At 65.9% G+C, this 18477-nt stretch carries 22 protein-coding genes; 8 read left to right on the top strand and 14 right to left on the bottom strand.

The features are described 5' to 3' along the window. Nucleotides 1–385: 385 nt before the first annotated feature. The 4 genes from HMPREF3170_RS04705 to zupT form a co-directional block, all read right to left on the bottom strand. Nucleotides 386–1777, bottom strand: coding sequence for a lipase family protein (locus HMPREF3170_RS04705; RefSeq protein ID WP_070478123.1), 1392 nt, complete (start codon nucleotides 1775–1777; stop codon nucleotides 386–388). 40 nt (nucleotides 1778–1817) lie between these two features. Beyond that, nucleotides 1818–2768, bottom strand: coding sequence for a lipase family protein (locus tag HMPREF3170_RS11275; RefSeq protein WP_246814921.1), 951 nt, complete (start codon nucleotides 2766–2768; stop codon nucleotides 1818–1820). A gap of 66 nt (nucleotides 2769–2834) precedes the next feature. Next, a complete protein-coding gene (locus HMPREF3170_RS04690) occupies nucleotides 2835–3149 on the bottom strand; it encodes a hypothetical protein (protein ID WP_141742201.1) in 315 nt (104 codons plus the stop codon). 41 nt (nucleotides 3150–3190) lie between these two features. Continuing rightward, nucleotides 3191–3958: a zinc transporter ZupT gene (gene zupT, locus HMPREF3170_RS04685; protein ID WP_070361911.1), complete on the bottom strand. Its 768-nt coding sequence runs from the start codon at nucleotides 3956–3958 to the stop codon at nucleotides 3191–3193. A gap of 28 nt (nucleotides 3959–3986) precedes the next feature. On the opposite strand from zupT, the gene HMPREF3170_RS11270 reads away from it, so the two are divergent. Beyond that, nucleotides 3987–4157, top strand: a complete 171-nt coding sequence (locus HMPREF3170_RS11270; protein ID WP_071565885.1) for a DUF4236 domain-containing protein — start codon at nucleotides 3987–3989, stop codon at nucleotides 4155–4157. On the opposite strand, the gene HMPREF3170_RS04680 is transcribed toward HMPREF3170_RS11270, so the two are convergent. Then, nucleotides 4136–5038 carry an HhH-GPD family protein gene (locus HMPREF3170_RS04680; RefSeq protein WP_246814915.1) on the bottom strand — a complete coding sequence of 301 codons (903 nt, stop codon included), beginning with the start codon at nucleotides 5036–5038 and terminating at the stop codon, nucleotides 4136–4138. The two genes, HMPREF3170_RS11270 and HMPREF3170_RS04680, sit on opposite strands and share 22 nt — an antisense overlap. Before the next feature lie 19 nt (nucleotides 5039–5057). On the opposite strand from HMPREF3170_RS04680, the gene HMPREF3170_RS04675 reads away from it, so the two are divergent. Both HMPREF3170_RS04675 and HMPREF3170_RS04670 read left to right on the top strand, forming a co-directional pair. Further along, nucleotides 5058–5666, top strand: a complete 609-nt coding sequence (locus HMPREF3170_RS04675; RefSeq protein ID WP_070478115.1) for a carbonic anhydrase — start codon at nucleotides 5058–5060, stop codon at nucleotides 5664–5666. A 5-nt stretch (nucleotides 5667–5671) separates the two neighbouring features. Beyond that, on the top strand, nucleotides 5672–6364 hold the full coding sequence (locus HMPREF3170_RS04670; RefSeq protein ID WP_070478114.1) for a hypothetical protein: 693 nt from the start codon (nucleotides 5672–5674) through the stop codon (nucleotides 6362–6364). On the opposite strand, the gene disA is transcribed toward HMPREF3170_RS04670, so the two are convergent. From disA to HMPREF3170_RS04655, 3 genes are read right to left on the bottom strand one after another with little or no spacing between them, the layout of a single operon-like run. Next, a complete protein-coding gene (gene disA, locus HMPREF3170_RS04665; protein WP_070361915.1) occupies nucleotides 6361–7407 on the bottom strand; it encodes a DNA integrity scanning diadenylate cyclase DisA in 1047 nt (348 codons plus the stop codon). The two genes, HMPREF3170_RS04670 and disA, sit on opposite strands and share 4 nt — an antisense overlap. Then, the gene (gene radA, locus HMPREF3170_RS04660; protein ID WP_071573134.1) at nucleotides 7400–8788 is read right to left on the bottom strand and encodes a DNA repair protein RadA; all 1389 of its coding nucleotides are present in this window, start codon (nucleotides 8786–8788) and stop codon (nucleotides 7400–7402) included. The genes disA and radA overlap by 8 nt, the downstream gene beginning before the upstream one ends. Nucleotides 8789–8794: 6 nt before the next feature. Next, nucleotides 8795–9334: a hypothetical protein gene (locus HMPREF3170_RS04655; protein ID WP_070361917.1), complete on the bottom strand. Its 540-nt coding sequence runs from the start codon at nucleotides 9332–9334 to the stop codon at nucleotides 8795–8797. A 210-nt stretch (nucleotides 9335–9544) separates the two neighbouring features. Between HMPREF3170_RS04655 and HMPREF3170_RS04650 the strand changes: the two genes are divergently transcribed. Genes HMPREF3170_RS04650 through rlmB form a run of 5 tightly spaced genes read left to right on the top strand, consistent with a single transcriptional unit; the run spans nucleotide 9545 to nucleotide 13721 of the window. Next, nucleotides 9545–10141 (top strand): CarD family transcriptional regulator, encoded by a 597-nt coding sequence (locus HMPREF3170_RS04650; protein ID WP_070361918.1) that lies wholly within the window; start codon nucleotides 9545–9547, stop codon nucleotides 10139–10141. Nucleotides 10142–10155: 14 nt separating this feature from the next. After that, nucleotides 10156–10881, top strand: a complete 726-nt coding sequence (gene ispD / locus HMPREF3170_RS04645; RefSeq protein ID WP_070478112.1) for a 2-C-methyl-D-erythritol 4-phosphate cytidylyltransferase — start codon at nucleotides 10156–10158, stop codon at nucleotides 10879–10881. Nucleotides 10882–10891: 10 nt separating this feature from the next. Beyond that, nucleotides 10892–11383, top strand: coding sequence for a 2-C-methyl-D-erythritol 2,4-cyclodiphosphate synthase (ispF, locus tag HMPREF3170_RS04640; RefSeq protein WP_070478110.1), 492 nt, complete (start codon nucleotides 10892–10894; stop codon nucleotides 11381–11383). Between the two features lie 5 nt (nucleotides 11384–11388). Beyond that, complete coding sequence (gene cysS / locus HMPREF3170_RS04635) at nucleotides 11389–12783, top strand: cysteine--tRNA ligase (RefSeq protein WP_070361921.1); 1395 nt, start codon at nucleotides 11389–11391, stop codon at nucleotides 12781–12783. After that, complete coding sequence (rlmB, locus tag HMPREF3170_RS04630) at nucleotides 12783–13721, top strand: 23S rRNA (guanosine(2251)-2'-O)-methyltransferase RlmB (RefSeq protein ID WP_070478108.1); 939 nt, start codon at nucleotides 12783–12785, stop codon at nucleotides 13719–13721. Before cysS ends, rlmB begins: the two co-directional genes overlap by 1 nt. Here rlmB and HMPREF3170_RS04625 read toward each other — a convergent pair. The 6 genes from HMPREF3170_RS04625 to HMPREF3170_RS04600 are packed head-to-tail and all read right to left on the bottom strand — an operon-like array spanning nucleotide 13703 to nucleotide 18475. Beyond that, the gene (locus HMPREF3170_RS04625; protein ID WP_070478106.1) at nucleotides 13703–14515 is read right to left on the bottom strand and encodes a metal ABC transporter permease; all 813 of its coding nucleotides are present in this window, start codon (nucleotides 14513–14515) and stop codon (nucleotides 13703–13705) included. The genes rlmB and HMPREF3170_RS04625 overlap by 19 nt on opposite strands. Further along, nucleotides 14516–15196, bottom strand: a complete 681-nt coding sequence (locus HMPREF3170_RS04620; protein WP_070478104.1) for a metal ABC transporter ATP-binding protein — start codon at nucleotides 15194–15196, stop codon at nucleotides 14516–14518. It lies immediately after the preceding gene. Beyond that, nucleotides 15196–16077: a metal ABC transporter solute-binding protein, Zn/Mn family gene (locus HMPREF3170_RS04615; protein ID WP_246814914.1), complete on the bottom strand. Its 882-nt coding sequence runs from the start codon at nucleotides 16075–16077 to the stop codon at nucleotides 15196–15198. The genes HMPREF3170_RS04620 and HMPREF3170_RS04615 overlap by 1 nt, the downstream gene beginning before the upstream one ends. A gap of 33 nt (nucleotides 16078–16110) precedes the next feature. Then, nucleotides 16111–16794, bottom strand: coding sequence for a trehalose-phosphatase (locus tag HMPREF3170_RS04610; RefSeq protein WP_070478100.1), 684 nt, complete (start codon nucleotides 16792–16794; stop codon nucleotides 16111–16113). After that, a complete protein-coding gene (locus HMPREF3170_RS04605) occupies nucleotides 16791–17195 on the bottom strand; it encodes an META domain-containing protein (RefSeq protein ID WP_070478098.1) in 405 nt (134 codons plus the stop codon). The genes HMPREF3170_RS04610 and HMPREF3170_RS04605 overlap by 4 nt, the downstream gene beginning before the upstream one ends. Next, a complete protein-coding gene (locus HMPREF3170_RS04600; protein ID WP_070478096.1) occupies nucleotides 17192–18475 on the bottom strand; it encodes an alpha,alpha-trehalose-phosphate synthase (UDP-forming) in 1284 nt (427 codons plus the stop codon). Before HMPREF3170_RS04600 ends, HMPREF3170_RS04605 begins: the two co-directional genes overlap by 4 nt. Between the last annotated feature and the right edge of the window lie 2 nt (nucleotides 18476–18477).

Below are 18477 nucleotides of genomic sequence, written 5' to 3'. Positions count from 1 at the left end.
GTCTTGGTGGGGTGGGTATTGGTGCCAATAGACGCACCCATATACGTCTAGTGCTTTTCTGACCTGCAAGAATGGAGGCCGTGGATTTTAGAATTGCGTCCTTTGGCACTCAGCGCATCCAAAGATGCACCAAATTCCCTCGCGCGGCGTTAGCGACCTGGGGAAACGCAAAAACGCGCTCCTAAATCAGCGAATTTGGTGCGATCGTAGCCGGTCCAGTGCCAATAGACGCAACCTTATACGTCTAGCACGTTTCTGACCTGCAAGAATGGAGGCCGTGGATTTTAGAATTGCGTCCTTTGGCACTCAGCGCATCCAAAGATGCACCAAATTCCCTCGCGCGGTGGCAGCGACCTGGGGGAAACGCAAAAAACGCGCTCCCAAATCAGCGAATTTGGTGCGCCCACACCAAAGCCGGGTTCGGCAGGCCGGAGCCAACGAGCCAGGTGCCTAAACCTACAGCGCTGAGTACAGCGAAGATGCCGAAGAGGATGGCGTCGGCGACTGGTCCGGTGTACTGGTAGTTCGAGGCGGTGTTGATGGAGGTGTTGTCGGGGATGTTGCAGTTCGGGGTGAAGGCTGGCGCGTGTGGGTCGAAGCGCTCGTCGAGCCAGGTGATCACGTGGGCGGTCTCGAGGACGATTGGCAGGGCGTGGCCAGCACCGGCGAGGTTTGCGAATGGGGTGGTGGAGGACCCGGAGTCGAGTGGCGTGGATCGGGTGCCGGGGATAGAGACGCTGCGGTACTCCACGGGTGAGCCGAGCGTGCAGTAGTCGCGGGCGAGTTGGACGGCTTGTGGGGCGGGGACCATGTCGTCGTCGGGGTTGGTGAGCACGAGTGTTGGGACTTTGGTGGGGACGCGGCCGAGCTTGTTCTGGTCGAGGCGGGCTCGCAGGACGGGGTTGTCGTGGGCGAGTTCGGCCAGGTTGACGCCACGTTTCGTGTAGGCCTTGAATTCCTTGGGGGCGATTCGGACGGCGTCGAGGATGCACGCCTTGGATAGGGCGTCGAGGGTGCGCACGCCTTCCGCGTTGAGTTCGGCGTAGAGGGCTTCGCGGAAGTCGGGGTAGGTGGAGGAGTAGGAGACGGCGGCGAAACCGGCGACTGGGGTGATCAGAGTCCCGCGGGACTGTTCGAGTACGGCCAGTGGGTCGGCGGGTGGGGCGCCGACGAATGCGGCGACCACGTTGAGTTCGGGTGCGTAGTCGGCGACGAGTTCGGCTGCTGCGGCGGATGCGCCGCCGCCTTGGGAGTAGCCCCAGAACGCGACTTTTTCGCCGTCGTGTGCGGCGTAGCGGGCGGCGTCGATGACGGCGTGTCCCTGGTCGACGCGGTTGAGATACGTGTGCGTACCTGGGGTGCCGAGGCCGACGTAGTCGGTGACGATGACGCGGTAGCCGGCGTCGAGAAGCATGTGGGCCATGGGGCGCTCGTAGTCGACGCTGAAGGAGGTCCCTGAGTCGGAGGAGATCAGCGAGGTGTTCTTGCTGGGTGCGCAGTGGTCGGCCATACCGCGGGTGCCGGGCGCGATGACGACGAGCCCCTTCGCGTTGTCCCTGTCGTAGAGGGTGGCGGTGACTGGCGCGCGCGTGCCGGACTCAGTGGTGGTTTCGTAGCGCACGACTTTCGGCGCGGGGCGGAAGGCGGATTTGATGGCGGAGGAGCCCACCTCCGCCACGGAGCTCAACGGGTCGAGCGAGCTCGCGGCGGCGGAGGGGGCGAGGGGAGCGGCGAGTGCGAGGGCGCACAGCGCTGAAAGTGTAGACCGAATGTGCATAGTCGGTCATTGTAAACGACGCCCCTCTGCCCGAACTAGGTCAGCGCATCAGCCCCGTGCCGACCATCCAGGCACCCATCCCAACGGCGCTGAGCACGCCGAGGATGCCGAGGAAGATCGCGCCGATGGTTTCGTTGGTGTACTGCAGGATGAGATGGTCAGACTGGATTGGGGGAGTGTCGGGGATGGGGCAGGTTGCGGTGAATGCGGCCGCGTCGGGGTCGAAGCGCTCGTCGAGCCAGGTGATGGCGTTGGAGCTTTCTAGGTAGAGGGGCAGGGTGTGGGCGGAGCCGTCGACGTTGGCGAAGGGGGCTTCGGGGCGGACACCTTGCATGGCAACTGCTCGGTACTCCACCGGTGCGCCCACGCTGCAGTAGTCGCGGGCGAGCTGGGTCACTTGTGGAGAAGGGACCAGGTCGTCGTCAGGGTTGGTGAGCACGAGGGTCGGCATGCTCGTGGGCACGCGGCCGAGTTTGTTCTGGTCGAGGCGCGCCCGCAGGGTCGCGTTGGCCTGGGCGAGTTCGGCGAGGCTTTCGCCGCTCTTGGTGTACTCGGTGAAGGGTTTCGGCGCGACGCGGGGTGCCTCCGCCATGCAGGCATTGGAGAGCGCCTCGAGCGTATCGACGCCTTCTTCGTTGAGTTCGGCGTAGAGGGCTTCGCGGAAGTCAGGGTAGGTGGACGCGAAGCTGACAGCGGCGAAGCCGACGACGGCGCTGATCTGCTTGCTGGTTGCTTGTTCCAGGACTGCGAGCGGATCGGCGGGTGGGGCGCCGACGAATGCGGCGACGACGTTGAGTTCGGGTGCGTAGTCGGCGACGAGTTCGGCTGCTGCGGCGGAGGCGCCACCGCCTTGGGAGTAGCCCCAGAAAGCGATTTTTTCGCCGTCGTGTGCGGCGGTGCGGGCAGCGTCGATGACGGCGTGGCCTTGGTCGATGCGGTTGAGGTAGGTGTGCGTGCCTGGGGTGCCGAGGCCGACGTAGTCGGTGACGATGACGCGGTAGCCGGCGTCGACAAGCTTGCGTACGATGCCGCGCTCGTAGTCAATATTGACTGATTTTTAGTTGGCTGTGCGCAGAATAGCGGGGCTGTTGCTCGGGGCGCAGTGGTCTCCGAGGCCGCGCGTGCCGGGGGCGAAGGCGACGAGACCTTTGGCGTCGGGGGTGTCGTAGAGGGTGGCGGTGACGGGGGCGCGGGAGCCGTCCTCGGTGGTGGTTTCGTAGCGGACGAGCTGTGGCTTCACACGTTGCGTGAAGCGCTGGGAGGTGGCGCTCTCGGATGAAAGTGGGGTGGCGTCAACGATGGGCGCTGTCGTGGCGCCGAGGGCCATAGCGCAGGCTATGGTCAGGGAAATTTTTGACCAATGATGTTTCATGGTCGGGAGTTTAACGTACAAATGTCTGTGACGTACAATTGTCAGGGCAGCAGCATGAGGCTCACGGCCATAATCGCCATGCCACCCATGACGCCGTAGACGCTGTAGTGGTGGTGCCCGGTAGCAATCGCGTTCGGCAGCAGCTTGTCGAAGCTGATGAACACCATGATTCCGGCGATCACCGCGAAGGAGTAGCCCATCGTGGTCGGCCCCATAAAGGGCGCGAGGATGAGGTACCCGACGAGCGCTCCGAGCGGTTCAGCAAGCCCTGAGAGGGTGGCCCACCCGGCGGCCCACCAACGTCGGCCGGTGGCTTCGCGTAGCGGGACTGCCACGGCGACGCCTTCTGGGATGTTGTGCAGCGCGATCGCGACGGCGATCGGGATGGCCAGGTACGGGTCGGCGAGCGCGGACATGAAGGTGGCGAAGCCCTCGGGGAAGTTGTGCAGGGCGATTGCCACGCCGGTGATCACGCCGGCGCGCCGCATCGCTTGGGCGCGTTTGTCCTCGTCGCCCTGGATGCTTTCGTGCGGGTTGATGTCGTGCGGCACCAGCTTGTCGATCACCGCGATCAGCGCCACCCCGCCGAAGAACCCGAGGATCGCGCGGCCCTGGTCGAGGGCGTCAATGCCCGCGGGGAGCAGCTCCGCGAGTGAGATGTAGACCATCACTCCAGCGGAGAACCCGAGGCTGCCGGCGAGGAACCTGTCGCCAATGGTGGACTTGAGCGCCACGACCACCCCGCCGATGCCGGTGGAGATGCCGGCCAACAGGGTCATCGCGAATGCGATCAAAACGCTCGAAGTCATGCGGACAGTCTATGTGTAGTCTGAGCGCATGGGAATTTATTATCGCAAGAAGCACAAGGTGAGTAAGAACTCGTGGCTGAACTTCTCTAAGTCTGGTGCTTCGGCTTCCACGAAGGTCGGCCCTGTCACGTTCAACTCGCGCGGCGGCGTGTGGGTGAAGCTGCCCGGTGGGTTTAATTACCGCGGTAGGTGGAAGTAGCCGGCGTCGTCTTGGACGGCGAGGCCGTCCTCAAGGAGTGAAAATAGGGCGCGGGAGCGTTGCGCTGCATCGGGCCACACCACGTCGATGTCGCGTTGTGGCACGGGTGCGGACGCGCCGCGCAACACCCGCATGATCTTGCCGCGCACCTGCCGGTCGGTGCCGGCGAAGCGCTGTGTCTTCTTCTTGCGCTGCTCCTCCGGGTTCGGCTCTGGCTTGCCCGCTGCCACCCACGCGCAGCGGCTGACCGGGCACGCCCCGCAGTCCGGGTTTGTGGCGGTGCACACGAGGGCGCCGAGCTCCATCAGGCCGACCGAAAAGGTCGGGCCGTCCCACTCCAAATCGTCGGCGGGCAGCAGTGCCGCCACCTCCTGGAGCTCCGCCTTGCGCGGGTGTGCGACGGGCCGCCCGCGCTCGGCGCGCGCGACCACCCGGCGCACGTTCGTGTCCACCACCGGCACGTTTTCCCTGTACGCGAAGCAGGCCACGGCGCGGGCCGTGTAATCGCCGATGCCGGGCAGTGCCAGCAGCTCCTCCACGCTGCGGGGGACGTGGCCGTCATGAAGCTCAGTGATCACTCGCGCGCACTCCAGCAGACGCAGCGCGCGGCGCGGGTAGCCGAGGCTGCCCCAGGCGCGCAACACCTCGTCGGCGCCGGCGGCTGCGAAGGCTTCCGGGGTGGGCCAGCGCCGCATCCACTCCTCCCAGATGGGGGCGACGCGCGCCACCTGTGTCTGGTGGCTCATCACCTCGCTGAGTAGCACGCCCCACGCGCTTGTGCCTGGTGCGCGCCACGGAAGCTCACGCGCGTTGGCGCGGTACCACGGGTTAATCTCGGCGGGTTGGAGGTTTGTTCGAATTTTGGCCATATCCTCAGTCATCTCTGCCAAAATATAGCCTATGAGTACAGAAAAGACGCCTCGTGAGGTGTGGGAACTCCTCAGGGCAGGAAATGAACGATTCGTTGCAAGCCAGGAGACGCACCCGCACCGCGACCCCACGTGGCGCGAACAGCTCCGAGACGGCCAGAACCCCATCGCCGCCGTCGTCGCTTGCTCGGATTCGCGTGTCCCAGTTGAGCTGCTTTTCGACGTCGGCTTCGGCGACATTTTCGTCATCCGCACAGCGGGCGGTTGCGTCGACGCCGCGGTGTCCGCCTCCGTCGAGTACGCGGTGGAAGGGCTGAATGTGCCGCTGGTGATGTTCCTGTCGCATGAGTCCTGTGGCGCGGTCGGTACGGCGCTCAACGCGGTGGAGACGGAGGAAGTCCCGGACGGGTTGGTGCGCGTGTTCGTGGAGAAGATCGTGCCGTCGGTGCTTCAGTCGCCCACGCGTGACCCGAAGGATGTTGAGGTCACCCACGCGAACTTGAGCGCGCAGCACCTCATTGAGCGCGTGCCGGTGCTCGCGGAGCGTTTGGCGAACGGCACTGTCGGCGTAGTTGCGGCACGCTACCAACTTGCCGATGGCCAGGTTCACCCGACCATGGAAAACTTCGGTATAGAGTAAGGGGCATGACTAACCAGCATCCGCTTCCTCCCGAGATCTACCGGCGCCGCCGCGTTGCGGCGCTCGTTGCGTTGTTGGTGCTCGTGGTGTTCCTGGTGTGGGGGTTGAGCGCTATGGCGCGCTCAGGCGGCGGCGACGCCGACGTATCGACGTCCACTTCGCCCACCACCACGCCTGTCACGGAGCCGACGGTGCCGGAACCGGGTGCCGCGACGCCGAGTGAGTCCGAAACTGCAAAGGAAAGCGCATCCGGTGAGCCGACCGAGCCGACCTCGTCAGCAGAGCACACGCAGGCTGCCCCATCAGGCACATGTGAGCTGAAGGATTTGCGTGTGGTGGCGTCGACAAACCAGCCGTCGTACGCGGTAGGGGAGCAGCCGGTGTTCTACATGGAAGTGCAGAACCCGACGGACGCGGACTGCGTCATCGACCTGGACACCAACATCATGCGTTTTGAAGTCTACGACATGGCTACCAACAACCGCGTGTGGTCCGACGTCGACTGCTTTGACCCTGTCTTTGCTGGTCAGGAGACGTTCCCGCGTGACTCGAAGCGTGGCTTTGAAGCCCGCTGGTCGGGTACCAGCTCGCAGTCGAACGTGTGCACCGACCGCCAGCCGGTACCAGCTGGGTCCTACTACCTGCACACCGTGATCGGCGACAACGCCTCCGACGCAGTCCCGTTCAACCTGACTTAGCTGAGGCGGCGCAACCCCTCGTAGATGTGGCGCGCCCACAGGCTGGTCACGTGGTCTGCGGAGCTCAAGTCTTCCGGCTGCGCCTCCAAAATGGCGGGCAGCGTGCCGAAGACGGCCACGATCTGATCCATCAAGAACTTCTGCACGCGAGGCACGCGCGCAAGCGCCCGGTAGCCACGTGGGATCAGCGCTTGCACGAGGTTCTCCTCGTTCGCGGGCAGCCCCAGCTGGCGCGCCAACGTGGTCGTGTTCAGCAGCTCCGAATCCGGCAGGGTGTCCAAGGCATCGAGGGCCTGGTGGACCTGCTCGTCCGTGGGCACGGTGGTCGTCGCGATGTAGTCGCGCACCAGCATCTCAACGTCGTGGGCGTTGTTGCCCTCCAGCTCGGAAAGCTGCAGGCTGAGCTGGCGGGCGTCGACACCCAACTCCACAATGCTCAGCTCCAGATCGGTGACGGCGCGCTCGAGCATCAGCTGGCGCTGCAGCACGTTGAGCACGTCGGCGACGGTGGCATAGTTGTTCATCTCTGCCACGAACAGGCGGTGGTTCGACATGTCGAGGCGCTGGCGATAGCGCTCCACCGTGGACAGTGCCTGGTTCGCCCGGCCCATCAGGACCGCCGGCTCCTCCAAGCGGTGGCGACGCCCACCCGCGTACACCGTCACCGTATTCATCGACGCCGACACCGAGATGACCGGCCTGCCGGTCTGCAGCGCGGTGCGTTCCGCGGAGCGGTGGCGGGTGCCGGACTCACTGGTGGGGAAGTGCGGGCTGGGCACGAGCTGCACGTTGGCGTGGGTGATGCGGGAGCCGTCGGCGGATAAAACGACGGCGCCGTCCATCTTGCACAGCTCGCGCAGCAGCGGTGGCTGGAAGGCGACGTCGAAGGCGATGCCGCCGTCGCAAATCTCGACGACCTCCGGCCCGTCGCCGAGGACGATGAGGCCACCGGTGTGGCCACGTTGGATTCGCTCGAGGCCGTCGCGAAGTGCGGTGCCGGGGGCGAGGCGCTCGAGGGCGGCGCGCATCGTGTCATCACTCATGCTGTGCAAGTGTAGCGATAGCCTGGCCAACCGTGGCCACCTGCTCAATTCGCAGGCCCGGGACCTGCAGTGACTCGCCCGCGGGCACGATTGCGTGCTCGTATCCCAGGCGTGCTGCCTCTTGCAGGCGACGGCCCAGGTTTGGCACCCGCCGGATCTCGCCGGCCAAGCCGACCTCCCCGATCACCACCGTCTTTGGTGGCAGCGGTGTCTCGTGCAGGCTCGACCAGGTCGCCAGCGCCACCGCTAGGTCGGTCGCGGTCTCCGTGATGCGCACCCCACCCACGGTTGCCACGTAGGCGTCCTTGTCGTTCGTGCGCTGCCCGCAGCGCGCCTGCAGGACCGCCAGCACCATCGGCACGCGGTTGCCGTCCAGGCCCGTGACCACGCGCCGGGGCGACTTGTTCACCGGGTCCACGGTGAGCGCCTGCACCTCCGCGAGCATTGGGCGCACCCCGTCCATCGCCACGGTCACCGCGGAACCATCCGGGGTGCGGCCGCGGTGGGAGAGGAACAGCCCGGACGGGTCCGGTACTTCGCGGATCCCCTCGGCGGTCTGCTCGAAGCAGCCCACCTCATCGGTCGCGCCAAATCGGTTCTTGATGCCGCGCAGCATACGCAGGCTTGATTGCCGGTCGCCCTCGAAGTTCAGCACCACGTCCACCAGGTGCTCGAGCACTCGCGGGCCCGCGACGTTGCCGTCCTTGGTCACGTGCCCTACCAGCAGAATCGGCAGGTGAGTGGTCTTCGCCAGCGTGGTCAGCGCGGCCGTGACCGCGCGGGACTGCGCCACGCCGCCCGGCACGCCCTCCACACCGGGAGCGTGCATCGTCTGTACCGAGTCCACGATGAGCAGCGAGGGCTTGATCTGCTCCACGTGACCAAACACGATGTCCAGGTTGGACTCGGCCGCCAGGTAGAGGCGCTCCCGCAGTGCGCCGGTGCGTTCGGCGCGCCCGCGGACCTGCCCCGCCGACTCTTCGGCGGTGACGTAGAGCGCCTTGCGCCCATCGATCGCCGCCCAGCGCGAGGCCACCTCAAGCAGCAGCGTCGACTTGCCGACGCCCGGCTCGCCCGCCATGAGCACCACCGACCCAGGCACGACGCCGTTGCCCAACACCCGGTCAAGCTCGCCGATGCCGGAGCGCACCGTCTTGGTCGCGGCGGCGTCGATAGTTGTGATTGGGCGCGCAGGCGTTTGCGGCGTGAGTGCAGCGGCACGCGGCGCACTGGAGACCCCCGTCGCGCGGGTGGCGGTAACCACCGGCGCTGATTCTTGCAATGTCCCCCAAGAGCCGCATTCAGGGCAGCGGCCAAGCCACTTAGGAGAGGAGTATCCACACTCGGAACAGGTGTGGATCACCCGAGGCTTCTTCGCCATAGAGCCTTACTTGTTCAGGTCGCGGTGGACCTGGCCGGAAGGCAGCAGCGGAGCGGAAACCGGGGCGTTGACCTCGAGGGTGCCGGTGTCGAACGTGAAGGTCACAGGCACGGTGCCGCCGTACGCGAAGCTGTCGTTCGGCAGGGCGGTGCGGATGTACTCGATGCAGTTCTTGCCGTCATCCTGCGGCATGCGGTCCAAGCCTGCAGCGGAGTCACCAACAAGCACGCAGTTGTAGCCGATTTCCTTCGAGGATTCGATGCTGACCGGGGTGCCGTCAACGGAAACGGAACGCAGCGAGTGCGACGTCATCGACGTGTCCTGGTTCAGCGCGCTGAACTTCAGTGCTGCGGAGCCGGTCTCGTCGAGGACGACGGTGACGTCCTGTACGGCCAGCTCGCCGTTCTCGGTTTCGACGTTGGCGCCGTCAACTGCAGCCACCTGGTCAGAGGTCTGAGTGATTTGGCCTGCGGAGCATCCGGCCATGAGCAGTGCGGTTGCGAGTGCGAAAACCGGCTTCAGGGACTTCACGTGGGTGTCCTCCATCGTTCTTGTTTCACATATATGTTTCTCCGCACAACCCTAGCGCCTGGACCTAGACTTTTCACAGTTTCCTCACGCGTACCAGGCCCAGGCGGCGCGGGTGGGGTTAAACTTTAGTTGAGTTCGGCGCATCGCGGGTGCGCGTCCCCATTACGGCCCGTAATGGTAGGGTGGTGAGGTTACTGAGCCGGTTGTCATCCTCAAGGAGTGTTCATGGAATTCAAAGTCGGAGAAGTGGTTGTCTATCCGCATCATGGTGCGGCACGCATCGCCGACATCGAGCAGCGCGAAATTGGCGGAGAAACGCTCGACTTTCTCGTACTGCAAATCCTCCAGTCGGACCTTGAGGTCCGCGTTCCTGTAAAGAACACCGAGCTTGTCGGTGTGCGCGACGTCGTCGGCAAGGAGGGCCTGGAGAAGGTCTTCTCGGTGCTGCGCGAGACCGACGTCGAGGAGGCCGGCAACTGGTCCCGCCGCTACAAGGCGAACCAGGAGCGCCTCGCGTCCGGTGACATTAATAAGGTGGCGGAGGTTGTCCGCGACCTGTGGCGCCGTGACCAGGGCAAGGGCCTGTCTGCGGGCGAGAAGCGCATGCTGGGCAAGGCGCGCCAGATCCTCGTCGGCGAACTCGCGCTGGCGGAGCCAGTCGACGAGAAGAAGGTCGAGGAGCTGGAAGAGGGCGTCCGCAAGATTATTGAGGAGCAGGTCAAGGCCGGTATTTCCTTCGCGCCTGACGTGGTGGTTGAGGACGAGGATGACATCGACCTGGATGACCTCAGCTTCGACGACGATGAGGACGACGAGAAGTAGCGGGACGTAGCCAAATGTCTCGCAGGGTAGTGGCCGTCGTCGCTGCGGCAGGCCAGGGCACGCGGCTCGGCGCGAGCGTGCCGAAGGCGTTCGTGCCGCTGCGTGGGCGCAGCCTGTTGGAGCGCTCGGTGACCGCGATGGAGACCGCCGAGGTGGTGGACTCGATCATCGTGGTGGTCAGCCCCGAGATGGAGGAGATCGCGCGCACCACGCTGCGAGGCCACGACGTCCGCTTCGTGCACGGGGGCGCGGAGCGCGCCGATTCTATCTACGAGGGCCTCAAGGCGATCGAGCACGAGGACGCCTGCGTGCTCATTCACGACGCCGCCCGGGCCCTGACCCCGCCCGGTATGATCGCGCGCGTCGCCCGCGCCGTGCTCGAGGGCGCGGACGCGGTGGTGCCGGTGCTGCCGGTCGTCGACACCATTAAGGAGATCGACGCAGCTGGGCGCGTCGTCGGCACCCCGGATCGCTCGACGCTGCGGGCGGTGCAGACGCCGCAGGGCTTTGACCTGCGTTCTCTGCTCGCCGCGAACCGCGCGTACTACGAAGGGACGCCAGACTTCGTCGCCACGGATGACGCGAGCCTGATGGAGTGGTTCGGCGTGGACGTGCACACGGTGCAGGGGGACCCGATGGCGTTTAAGATCACCACGCCGATTGACATGCGCCTGGCGCAGAGCATTACGGACGAGGCGGAGCCGACAATCTTCGAGGTGCCGTCGGGGAGCACGCGGTAGGCTTGCGCGCATGACGTCGCACACAGATTTTCCACAGTTCAGAGTCGGTACCGCGTTGGACGCGCACCAGATCGAGGCCGGGAAGCCGTGCTGGATCGCGGGCATCCTCCACGAGGGCCAAGACGGCTGCGAGGGGCACTCGGACGGCGATGTTGTCAGCCACGCCGTGGTGGATGCGGTGCTTTCGGCGACGGGCCTGGGGGACCTGGGGTCCTTCGTCGGGGTGGGTAGGCCGGAGTATGACGGGGTGCGGGGCACGCAGCTGCTCAAGGAGCTGCGGGAGTTGCTCGAGCAGCATGGGCACCAGGTGATCAACGTGTCGGTGCAGATGATTGGCCAGACCCCGAAGATGGGCCCGGTGCGCGAGGAAGCGCAGCGCGTGCTCTCGGAGGCGCTCGGCGCCCCTGTGTCGGTGACGGCGACTACGACGGACCACATGGGTTTCACCGGTTCGGGTGAGGGGCGCGCTGCCGTCGCTACTGCGCTGGTTGCACTAAGCTAAGGGCCGTGACTGCCGAGACCCAACAGATTTTTGACACCGCGACGCGCACGCTGCGTCCATTCCGCCCGCTGCGTGAGGGCCACGTTTCCATCTACTTGTGCGGGGCCACGCCACAGTCCGCCCCGCATATCGGGCACTTGCGCTCGGGGGTGGCGTTCGACATCGTGCGCCGCTGGTTCGCGGCCAAGGGCTACGACGTCGCGTTCGTGCGCAACGTCACCGACATCGATGACAAGATCTTAAACAAGGCCGCCGAGCACGATCGGCCGTGGTGGGAGTGGGTCAGCACGTACGAGCGCGAGTTCACGCGCGCCTACAACACCCTCGGCGTGTTGCCGCCGTCTGTCGAGCCGCGCGCCACGGGCCACGTCACCCAGATGGTCGACTACATGCAGCGGCTTATCGACGCCGGCTTCGCCTACGCCTCCGAGGGCTCCGTCTACTTCGACGTGGCCGCCTGGACGAAGGCGAGCGACGACTACGGTTCCCTGTCCGGCAACCGTGTCGAGGAGATGAACCAGGGCGAGAGCGACGTGCACGGCAAGCGTGGCAGCCACGACTTTGCACTGTGGAAGGCCGCCAAGCCGGGCGAGCCGAGCTGGCCGACCCCGTGGGGCGACGGCCGCCCCGGCTGGCACCTGGAGTGCTCCGCCATGTCCACTTGGTACCTGGGCGCCGAGTTCGACATTCACGGCGGCGGTCTGGACCTGCAGTTCCCGCATCACGAAAACGAGCAGGCGCAGTCCCACGCCGCGGGTGATGGCTTCGCCCAGTACTGGATGCACAACCACTGGGTGACCATGGCGGGCGAGAAGATGTCGAAGTCGCTGGGTAACGTGCTGAGCATCGACAACATGCTGGACGCCGTGCGCCCGGTGGAGCTGCGCTACTACCTGGGATCCGCGCACTACCGCAGCGTGCTGGAGTATTCGCCGGAGGCGCTGCAGGAGGCCGCGGCGGGCTACCGCCGCATCGAGGACTTCGTGCATCGCGCCGGCACGCCCGAGTCGACCACCTGGACCGAAGGCTTCGCCCAGGCGCTAGACGACGACTTCTCCGTGCCCCGCGCGCTCGCCGAAATCCACAACGTGGTCCGTGAAGGCAACAAGGCGCTCGCCGCGCACGATACCGCCAAGGCAGCCGAGTTGGCTGCTCAGGTGCGTGCGATGGCCGCGGTGTTGGGGGTGGACCCCGGTGTGTGGGACGATGGGGCGTCGAAAAATAATGGAGTAACCGAGGCACTTGATGTGTTGGTTGGTGCCGAGCTTGAGCGCCGGGCCGCCGCGCGTGCCGAGAAGGACTGGGCCGCGGCCGATGCCGTGCGTGACCGCCTTGCCGCCGCAGGCATCGAGGTCACCGACACCGCCGACGGCGCGCAGTGGCAACTGAAGGAGAACTAATGGCCAAGCCATACCACCGCCCCGATAAGCAGAAGAAGAACAAGAAGACCGCCACGAAGGGCTCGGGCGGGCAGCGTCGCCGCGGGCTGCGCGGCAAGGGCGCAACCCCGAAGGCCGAGGACCGCGTCTACCACGCGGCGCACAAGCGCAAGCTGGAGCGCAAGCGCCGCGACCAGGGCCGCCACGAGCGCGAGCTGCCGGACATGGTTGTTGGCCGCAACCCCGTCGTGGAGTGCCTGCACGCCAAGGTGCCAGCCGAGGCGCTGTTCGTGGCACGCGGCACCGGGCACGACGACCGCCTCAGCGAGGCCGTCACCCTGGCGAACTCCCGCAACATCCCGGTGCAGGAGGTGGACCGCCACGACTTGGACATGATGACCGGCAACGGCATGCACCAGGGTATCGGGCTGAAGATCCAGCCGTACAAGTACGCGGACGTCTTCGACCTGGTCGCGGGTGTGGCGGACCGCGGGGAGACCGGCATGTTCGTCATCCTGGACAACATCACCGACCCGCGCAACCTTGGCGCGGTGATCCGCTCGACGGCCGCGTTCGGCGGCCACGGCGTGATCATCCCGGAGCGCCGCTCCGCGCAGGTGACGGGCGTGGCGTGGCGTACCTCGGCGGGCACAGCGGCTCGCCTGCCTGTCGCGCGTGTGACCAACGTGACCCGTACTGTCAAGCAGTTCAAGGACAACGGCTACATGGTCGTGGGCCTCGACGCGGGCGGCGAGCACACACTGGACACTTTCGAGGGCGCCACCGACCCGGTAGTCATCGTCGTCGGCTCGGAGGGCAAGGGCATCTCCAGGCTCGTGCGGGAAAACTGCGACGTGATCATGTCCATCCCGACGACCGACTGGGTAGAGTCCCTGAACGCCTCCGTCGCGGCCGGCGTGGTGCTCAGCGAGTTCGCACGTCAGCGCCGCGTGAAGTAGCCCACCGCCCGGCACACGAGGTAGATGGCGAAGGACACGAACGCCACCATCACACTCACCGGCAGGCCGGGCGCCAGCGAGAGCAGCATGCCGCCCACGGCGGCGAGCTCCGCGAAGAGCACAGACCACGCCACCGCCGCCGCGGGCCGCGCCGTAATGGCCACCGCGGACGCGCCGGGCGTGATCAGCAGCGCCATCACCAGCAGCACGCCCACGATCTGCACGGTCTGGGCGGCCGCCATGCCGAGCAGGATGGCGAACAGCGTGGCCAGCATCTTCACGCGTACCCCGCTGGCGGCCGCCATCTCCGGGTCTACGGAGGCGAACAGCAGCGGCCGCCACAGCACCATCACGGCCACCACGACTAGCAGCGTGGTGGCAGTCAGCACCCCGAGGTTCTCCCTGCTCACCCCGACGATCTGGCCGGTGAGCAGCGCCATCGCCGTGGTGGAGTTGCCGGGGTAGAGGTGGATGCACAGCACGGAGATACCCATGCCGAAGCTCATCACCACGCCCACAGACGAATCCGTATCGCTGCGAAGCCCCAAAAGCACGAGCACGATCGCCGCCACAATCGAGCCGACGACGGCCCCCAAGCTGAGGTTCAGGCCCGTCACGAGCGCAACCGCGGCACCCATCAACGCCAACTCAGAAGTAGCGTGCACCGCGAATGACATTTTCCGCATCACGATCAGCGGCGCGATCACACCCGAGAGCACGCCCAGCATCGCGCAGGCAATCAGCGCAACGATCACGAAATCGAACCCGAGCAGGTACTGCGTTTGCTCCAGCATTTACAGGATCACCGTCTTCCCACCCACACGCACGACCTCCACCGGAGCGCCGTACAGCTCGCTGAGCACCTCGGAGCGCAGCACCTCGTCGGCACTGCCGACCACGTGCCCGTGCGGGCCCAGGTAGAGCACCGTGTCCACGATGTCGATCACCGGATCGATGGAGTGCGTCACCATCACCACCGCGACCTTCGCGGCGTGCAGCCGGGACACGAAGTCGCGCTGGCGCGCCACGTCCAGGGAGAGCAGGGGCTCGTCGGCAAGGATGAGATCGGGCTGCTTCGCAAAGGCCTGCGCCTGTCGCACCAGCTGCTGCTGGCCGCCCGACAGGGTGCCCACGCGGGCGTCGGCAAGGTGGAGCGCGCCCACGCTGTCCAGCAGTTTATCGACGTCCCCCTTCCTCGGCCGACGCAGCGGACGGTGCTCAAGCGAGAGCGACACCAGATCGCGAACCCGCACCGGCAGTTCCGGCGGGAACATGCGCTGCTGCGGGATGAACCCGATGTTCTTCGGCGCCGTGATGGTGCCCGAGCTGAGCTTGCGTGTACCCAGGATCGTGCCGAGCAGCGTGGACTTGCCGCTGCCGTTCGGGCCCAGCACAGCGACAAATTCCCCCGCGGCGACATCGAGGTTGATGTCGTGCCACAGGGGATCACAAGAGGCGTTGGTCAGGTGCAGCATTAGAGCTCGTCAAGCGCCTTGGCAAAGTAGTCGAAGAAGTTCTCGCCGTTCGGCGGGGTCTCGTAAATGTCGACGACCTTCACGTTGTTGGCCTTCGCCACCTCAACCAGCTTGTCGGAGACACCGTTCGGGCTCTGCGGGTTGTTAATCAGGATGTCGATTTCGCCGGACTCGAGTGCAGCGATGAACTCCGCGAGCGCCGCCGAGGACGGCTCCGAGTGGTTCAGCGTTGCGTGCCGGAACGACTCCGGAGTGACGTCCTCGAGCGCGGACTCCTCGATGATCGCGTCCGCGATTGGGTGCGTCTGCGCCACGCGGGCTGCCTTGAGGCTGTCCAGCTTCGTCTGCAGCTGCTCGAGCTTCCCGTCGAGCGCGTCCGTGCTGCCATCAGTGCGCTGCGCGAGGTCCGCGCCCACCTTCGCGATCGCCGCGGTGGAGTACCAGATGTGCTCGTTTTCCTCGTGGGCGTGGTCATGGTCGTGGCCCTCATGGTCGTGGTCGTCATGGCCATGCTCACCGTGCTCGTGCTCGTGCGCCTCCGTCAGCGGCAGTGCGGAGATCACGTTCGCGTCCTCCGCCGCGTCGTAGATGCGGGCGTCGTATGCGCCGCCGTTGGCCACCACGAGCACTGCCTTCGCCACCTGCGCCAGGTCGGCGGCCGTCGGCTCGTAGTCGTGCGGGTCCACCGAGGTATTCGAGATGATCGCGGGGACGTCCTGGCCCGTCACCAGGCTCGCGACGTCCGCCCACACCTGCGTCGTGGCCACGATCTGGCCGTCGGCGGCATCAGCTGCGGTGTCGCCGGTGCTGTCAGTGCTGCTGCAGGCGCTCAGTGCGAGCGTCGATGCAGCAAGGATGCCAATGAAGCGTCGTGAAAACATGGCCGCCATTGTACGTGGTATTGAAAATGAATATCAACAACGAGCGTCGGCGAGCGCCTTCAGGAAGGCCGCCATCTCGTCCACGCCTGCGACGTCGACCCCTACCTTGATCCCCACATCCGCAGGCCCCAGCACCGCTAGCGCTGTGTCGTCCGTGACGTCATCACCAGCGAAGAGCGTCGCAGCAAAGCGCTGCTTGTGGGCCCGCAGCCACGAGCCCTTCGACACATCCACCGCGGAAAACTCAACCACGTTATTACCCGGGGTGACAGGGCGAGGCGTTTGAATCCGCAGCGCCTCCGCCAGCATGCGCTCGCGCTCCGCCGCGTCCTCCACCGGCGCGACGTGCAGCACCCGCTGGTACGGCTTGACCTCCACGTACGCCGGCGGGACCGCGATCGCCTCCAGCTGCTTTTCGATTGCGTCCAAATACTCGACATCCTCCGGCGTAAGCTCCGGGCCAGGCTCCGCGCCGTGCGAACCCACCAACACCACCGGGTTCCGCAGCGGGAACACCCTGCGCAGGCCCTCCAGGTGGCGGCCGGACAGCATCGCCACCTCCGTATTCGGGGCGTGCGCCAGGCGCTCAATCGCCTCCAGCGCCACCGGGTGCGGTTTCACCGCATAAGGGTCCGGGTTCAGCTCGCTGATCGTGCCGTCGAAATCGAGGCAGACAAGGAGCGAAGGGGCCGTCGATAAGTAGGCGATGGAACTCACAGCATCATCACCCGTATGCTCGGTTCGTTCACGTCGTCGCCCTCGAGCGTGAGTACCTTCTCGGTGTCACTGACATTGTTGATTCGGAACGTGGCCTCCGGCACCACCAGCGACGCCAGTTGATCGTGCGTGTAGCGCGCCGCCCCCTCGCAGCCCGCCGTGTCGGCGAAAGAAATCTCGTTGACCGTCAGCGTGTCTTCAGTGACCGTGACGTCGCCTTCAACCTTGCCGCATCCCGTCGAGCCCGTCAGCTTCGAACCGTCGATGCTCACATTCGCCCGATCCGGCACATCCCCCGGCGTGTCCGGAGCCGTGTACACCGCAACGACCTGCCACACCGGCGGCGCCGGCGAACACGCCGCCAGCCCCAGTGCTGCACCTGCAACAACCAGCCGTTTCATCGCGCAACCTCCTGCAAAAACTCCGCGGCCCACCGGTGCACATCGTGCCCCAACACGCGCGCATACATCCGCCGCATCCGCTCCGGATCCGGGTCAAGTGCCTCCCGCATCGCCCGAAGTATCGACGCCCCCTCGAACGGATTGCACAAATACGCATCGTGCAGCTCCACGGCCGCGCCGGCGAACTCGGACAGCACCAACGCGCCGTCCCCGTCCGGGTGGCAGGCCACGTACTCCTTTGCCACCAGGTTCATGCCGTCCTTAAACGGCGTCACCAACATCACGTCCGCAGCCGCATAGAACGTGCCCAGCTCCTGCTTGGATACACCGCGATGCATGTAGTGGATCACAGGGCGACCCACCGAGCCGAAGCGGCCGTTAATCCTGCCCACGGCCTCTTCGACCTGGCGGCGGGTCTCGCGGTAGTGCTCGATGCGCTCCCGCGACGGAGTGGCCAGCTGGATCAGGGTGGCGTCGACACCTTCCTCGAGCAGTTGCTCAAACGCGAGCAAACGCTGCAGGATGCCCTTCGTGTAATCCATGCGGTCCACCCCCAGCATCAGGGCCGCAGGATTCCCTACCGACGCCCGCAGCTTCGCCACCGCTTCCGGCGAGCCAACCTGCACCGCCGCCGGGTCAATCGAGATCGGGAACGTTCCACTGCGCGGGCTGTTGTTATCGTCGCCGACGAGCGCGCGGAAGTTGCGCTCATCCGCCTCGCGCTGAAACCCCACCAGGTCGCAGCCGTTGAGTCCGCCGATGAGTTCCTCGCGCCACGGGAGCTGACGGAACAGGTCGGGGGAGGGGAATGGAATATGCAGGAAGAACCCGATGGTCAGGTCGGGGCGCATCTCGCGCAGCAGGCCCGGCACCAGCTGCAACTGGTAGTCCTGCACCCACACCGTCGCGCCCTGCGCCGCCACCTCGGCGGTCGCGCGCGCGAAGCGGACGTTAACGTCGCGGTAGCGCCGCCACCACTGCTCGTTGTACTGCGGGGCCACGATCAAGTCATGGTAGAGCGGCCACAACGTCGAGTTGGAGAAACCTTCGTAGAACTCCTCGTAGTCCTGGGCGTCCAACGTCACCGGGTGCAGGTCAATGCCATCAAAGCGAAACGGCGCGACCGGTTCATCCACCGCGCCGGACCACCCCACCCAGCAACCGGCGCGTGCCCGCAACACGGGTGCGAGCGCAGCCACGAGCCCGCCGGGTGACGCCTTCCACCCGCCCTCGACACGGTCGACGGGCAGGCGGTTAGCCACCACTACGAACTCATTCACAA

This window comes from Corynebacterium sp. HMSC08D02, assembly GCF_001807505.1.
Classification (GTDB): domain Bacteria; phylum Actinomycetota; class Actinomycetes; order Mycobacteriales; family Mycobacteriaceae; genus Corynebacterium; species Corynebacterium pseudogenitalium.
The sequence above is the reverse complement of the archived record's forward strand: the minus strand, read 5'-3'. Positions and strand labels throughout refer to the sequence as shown.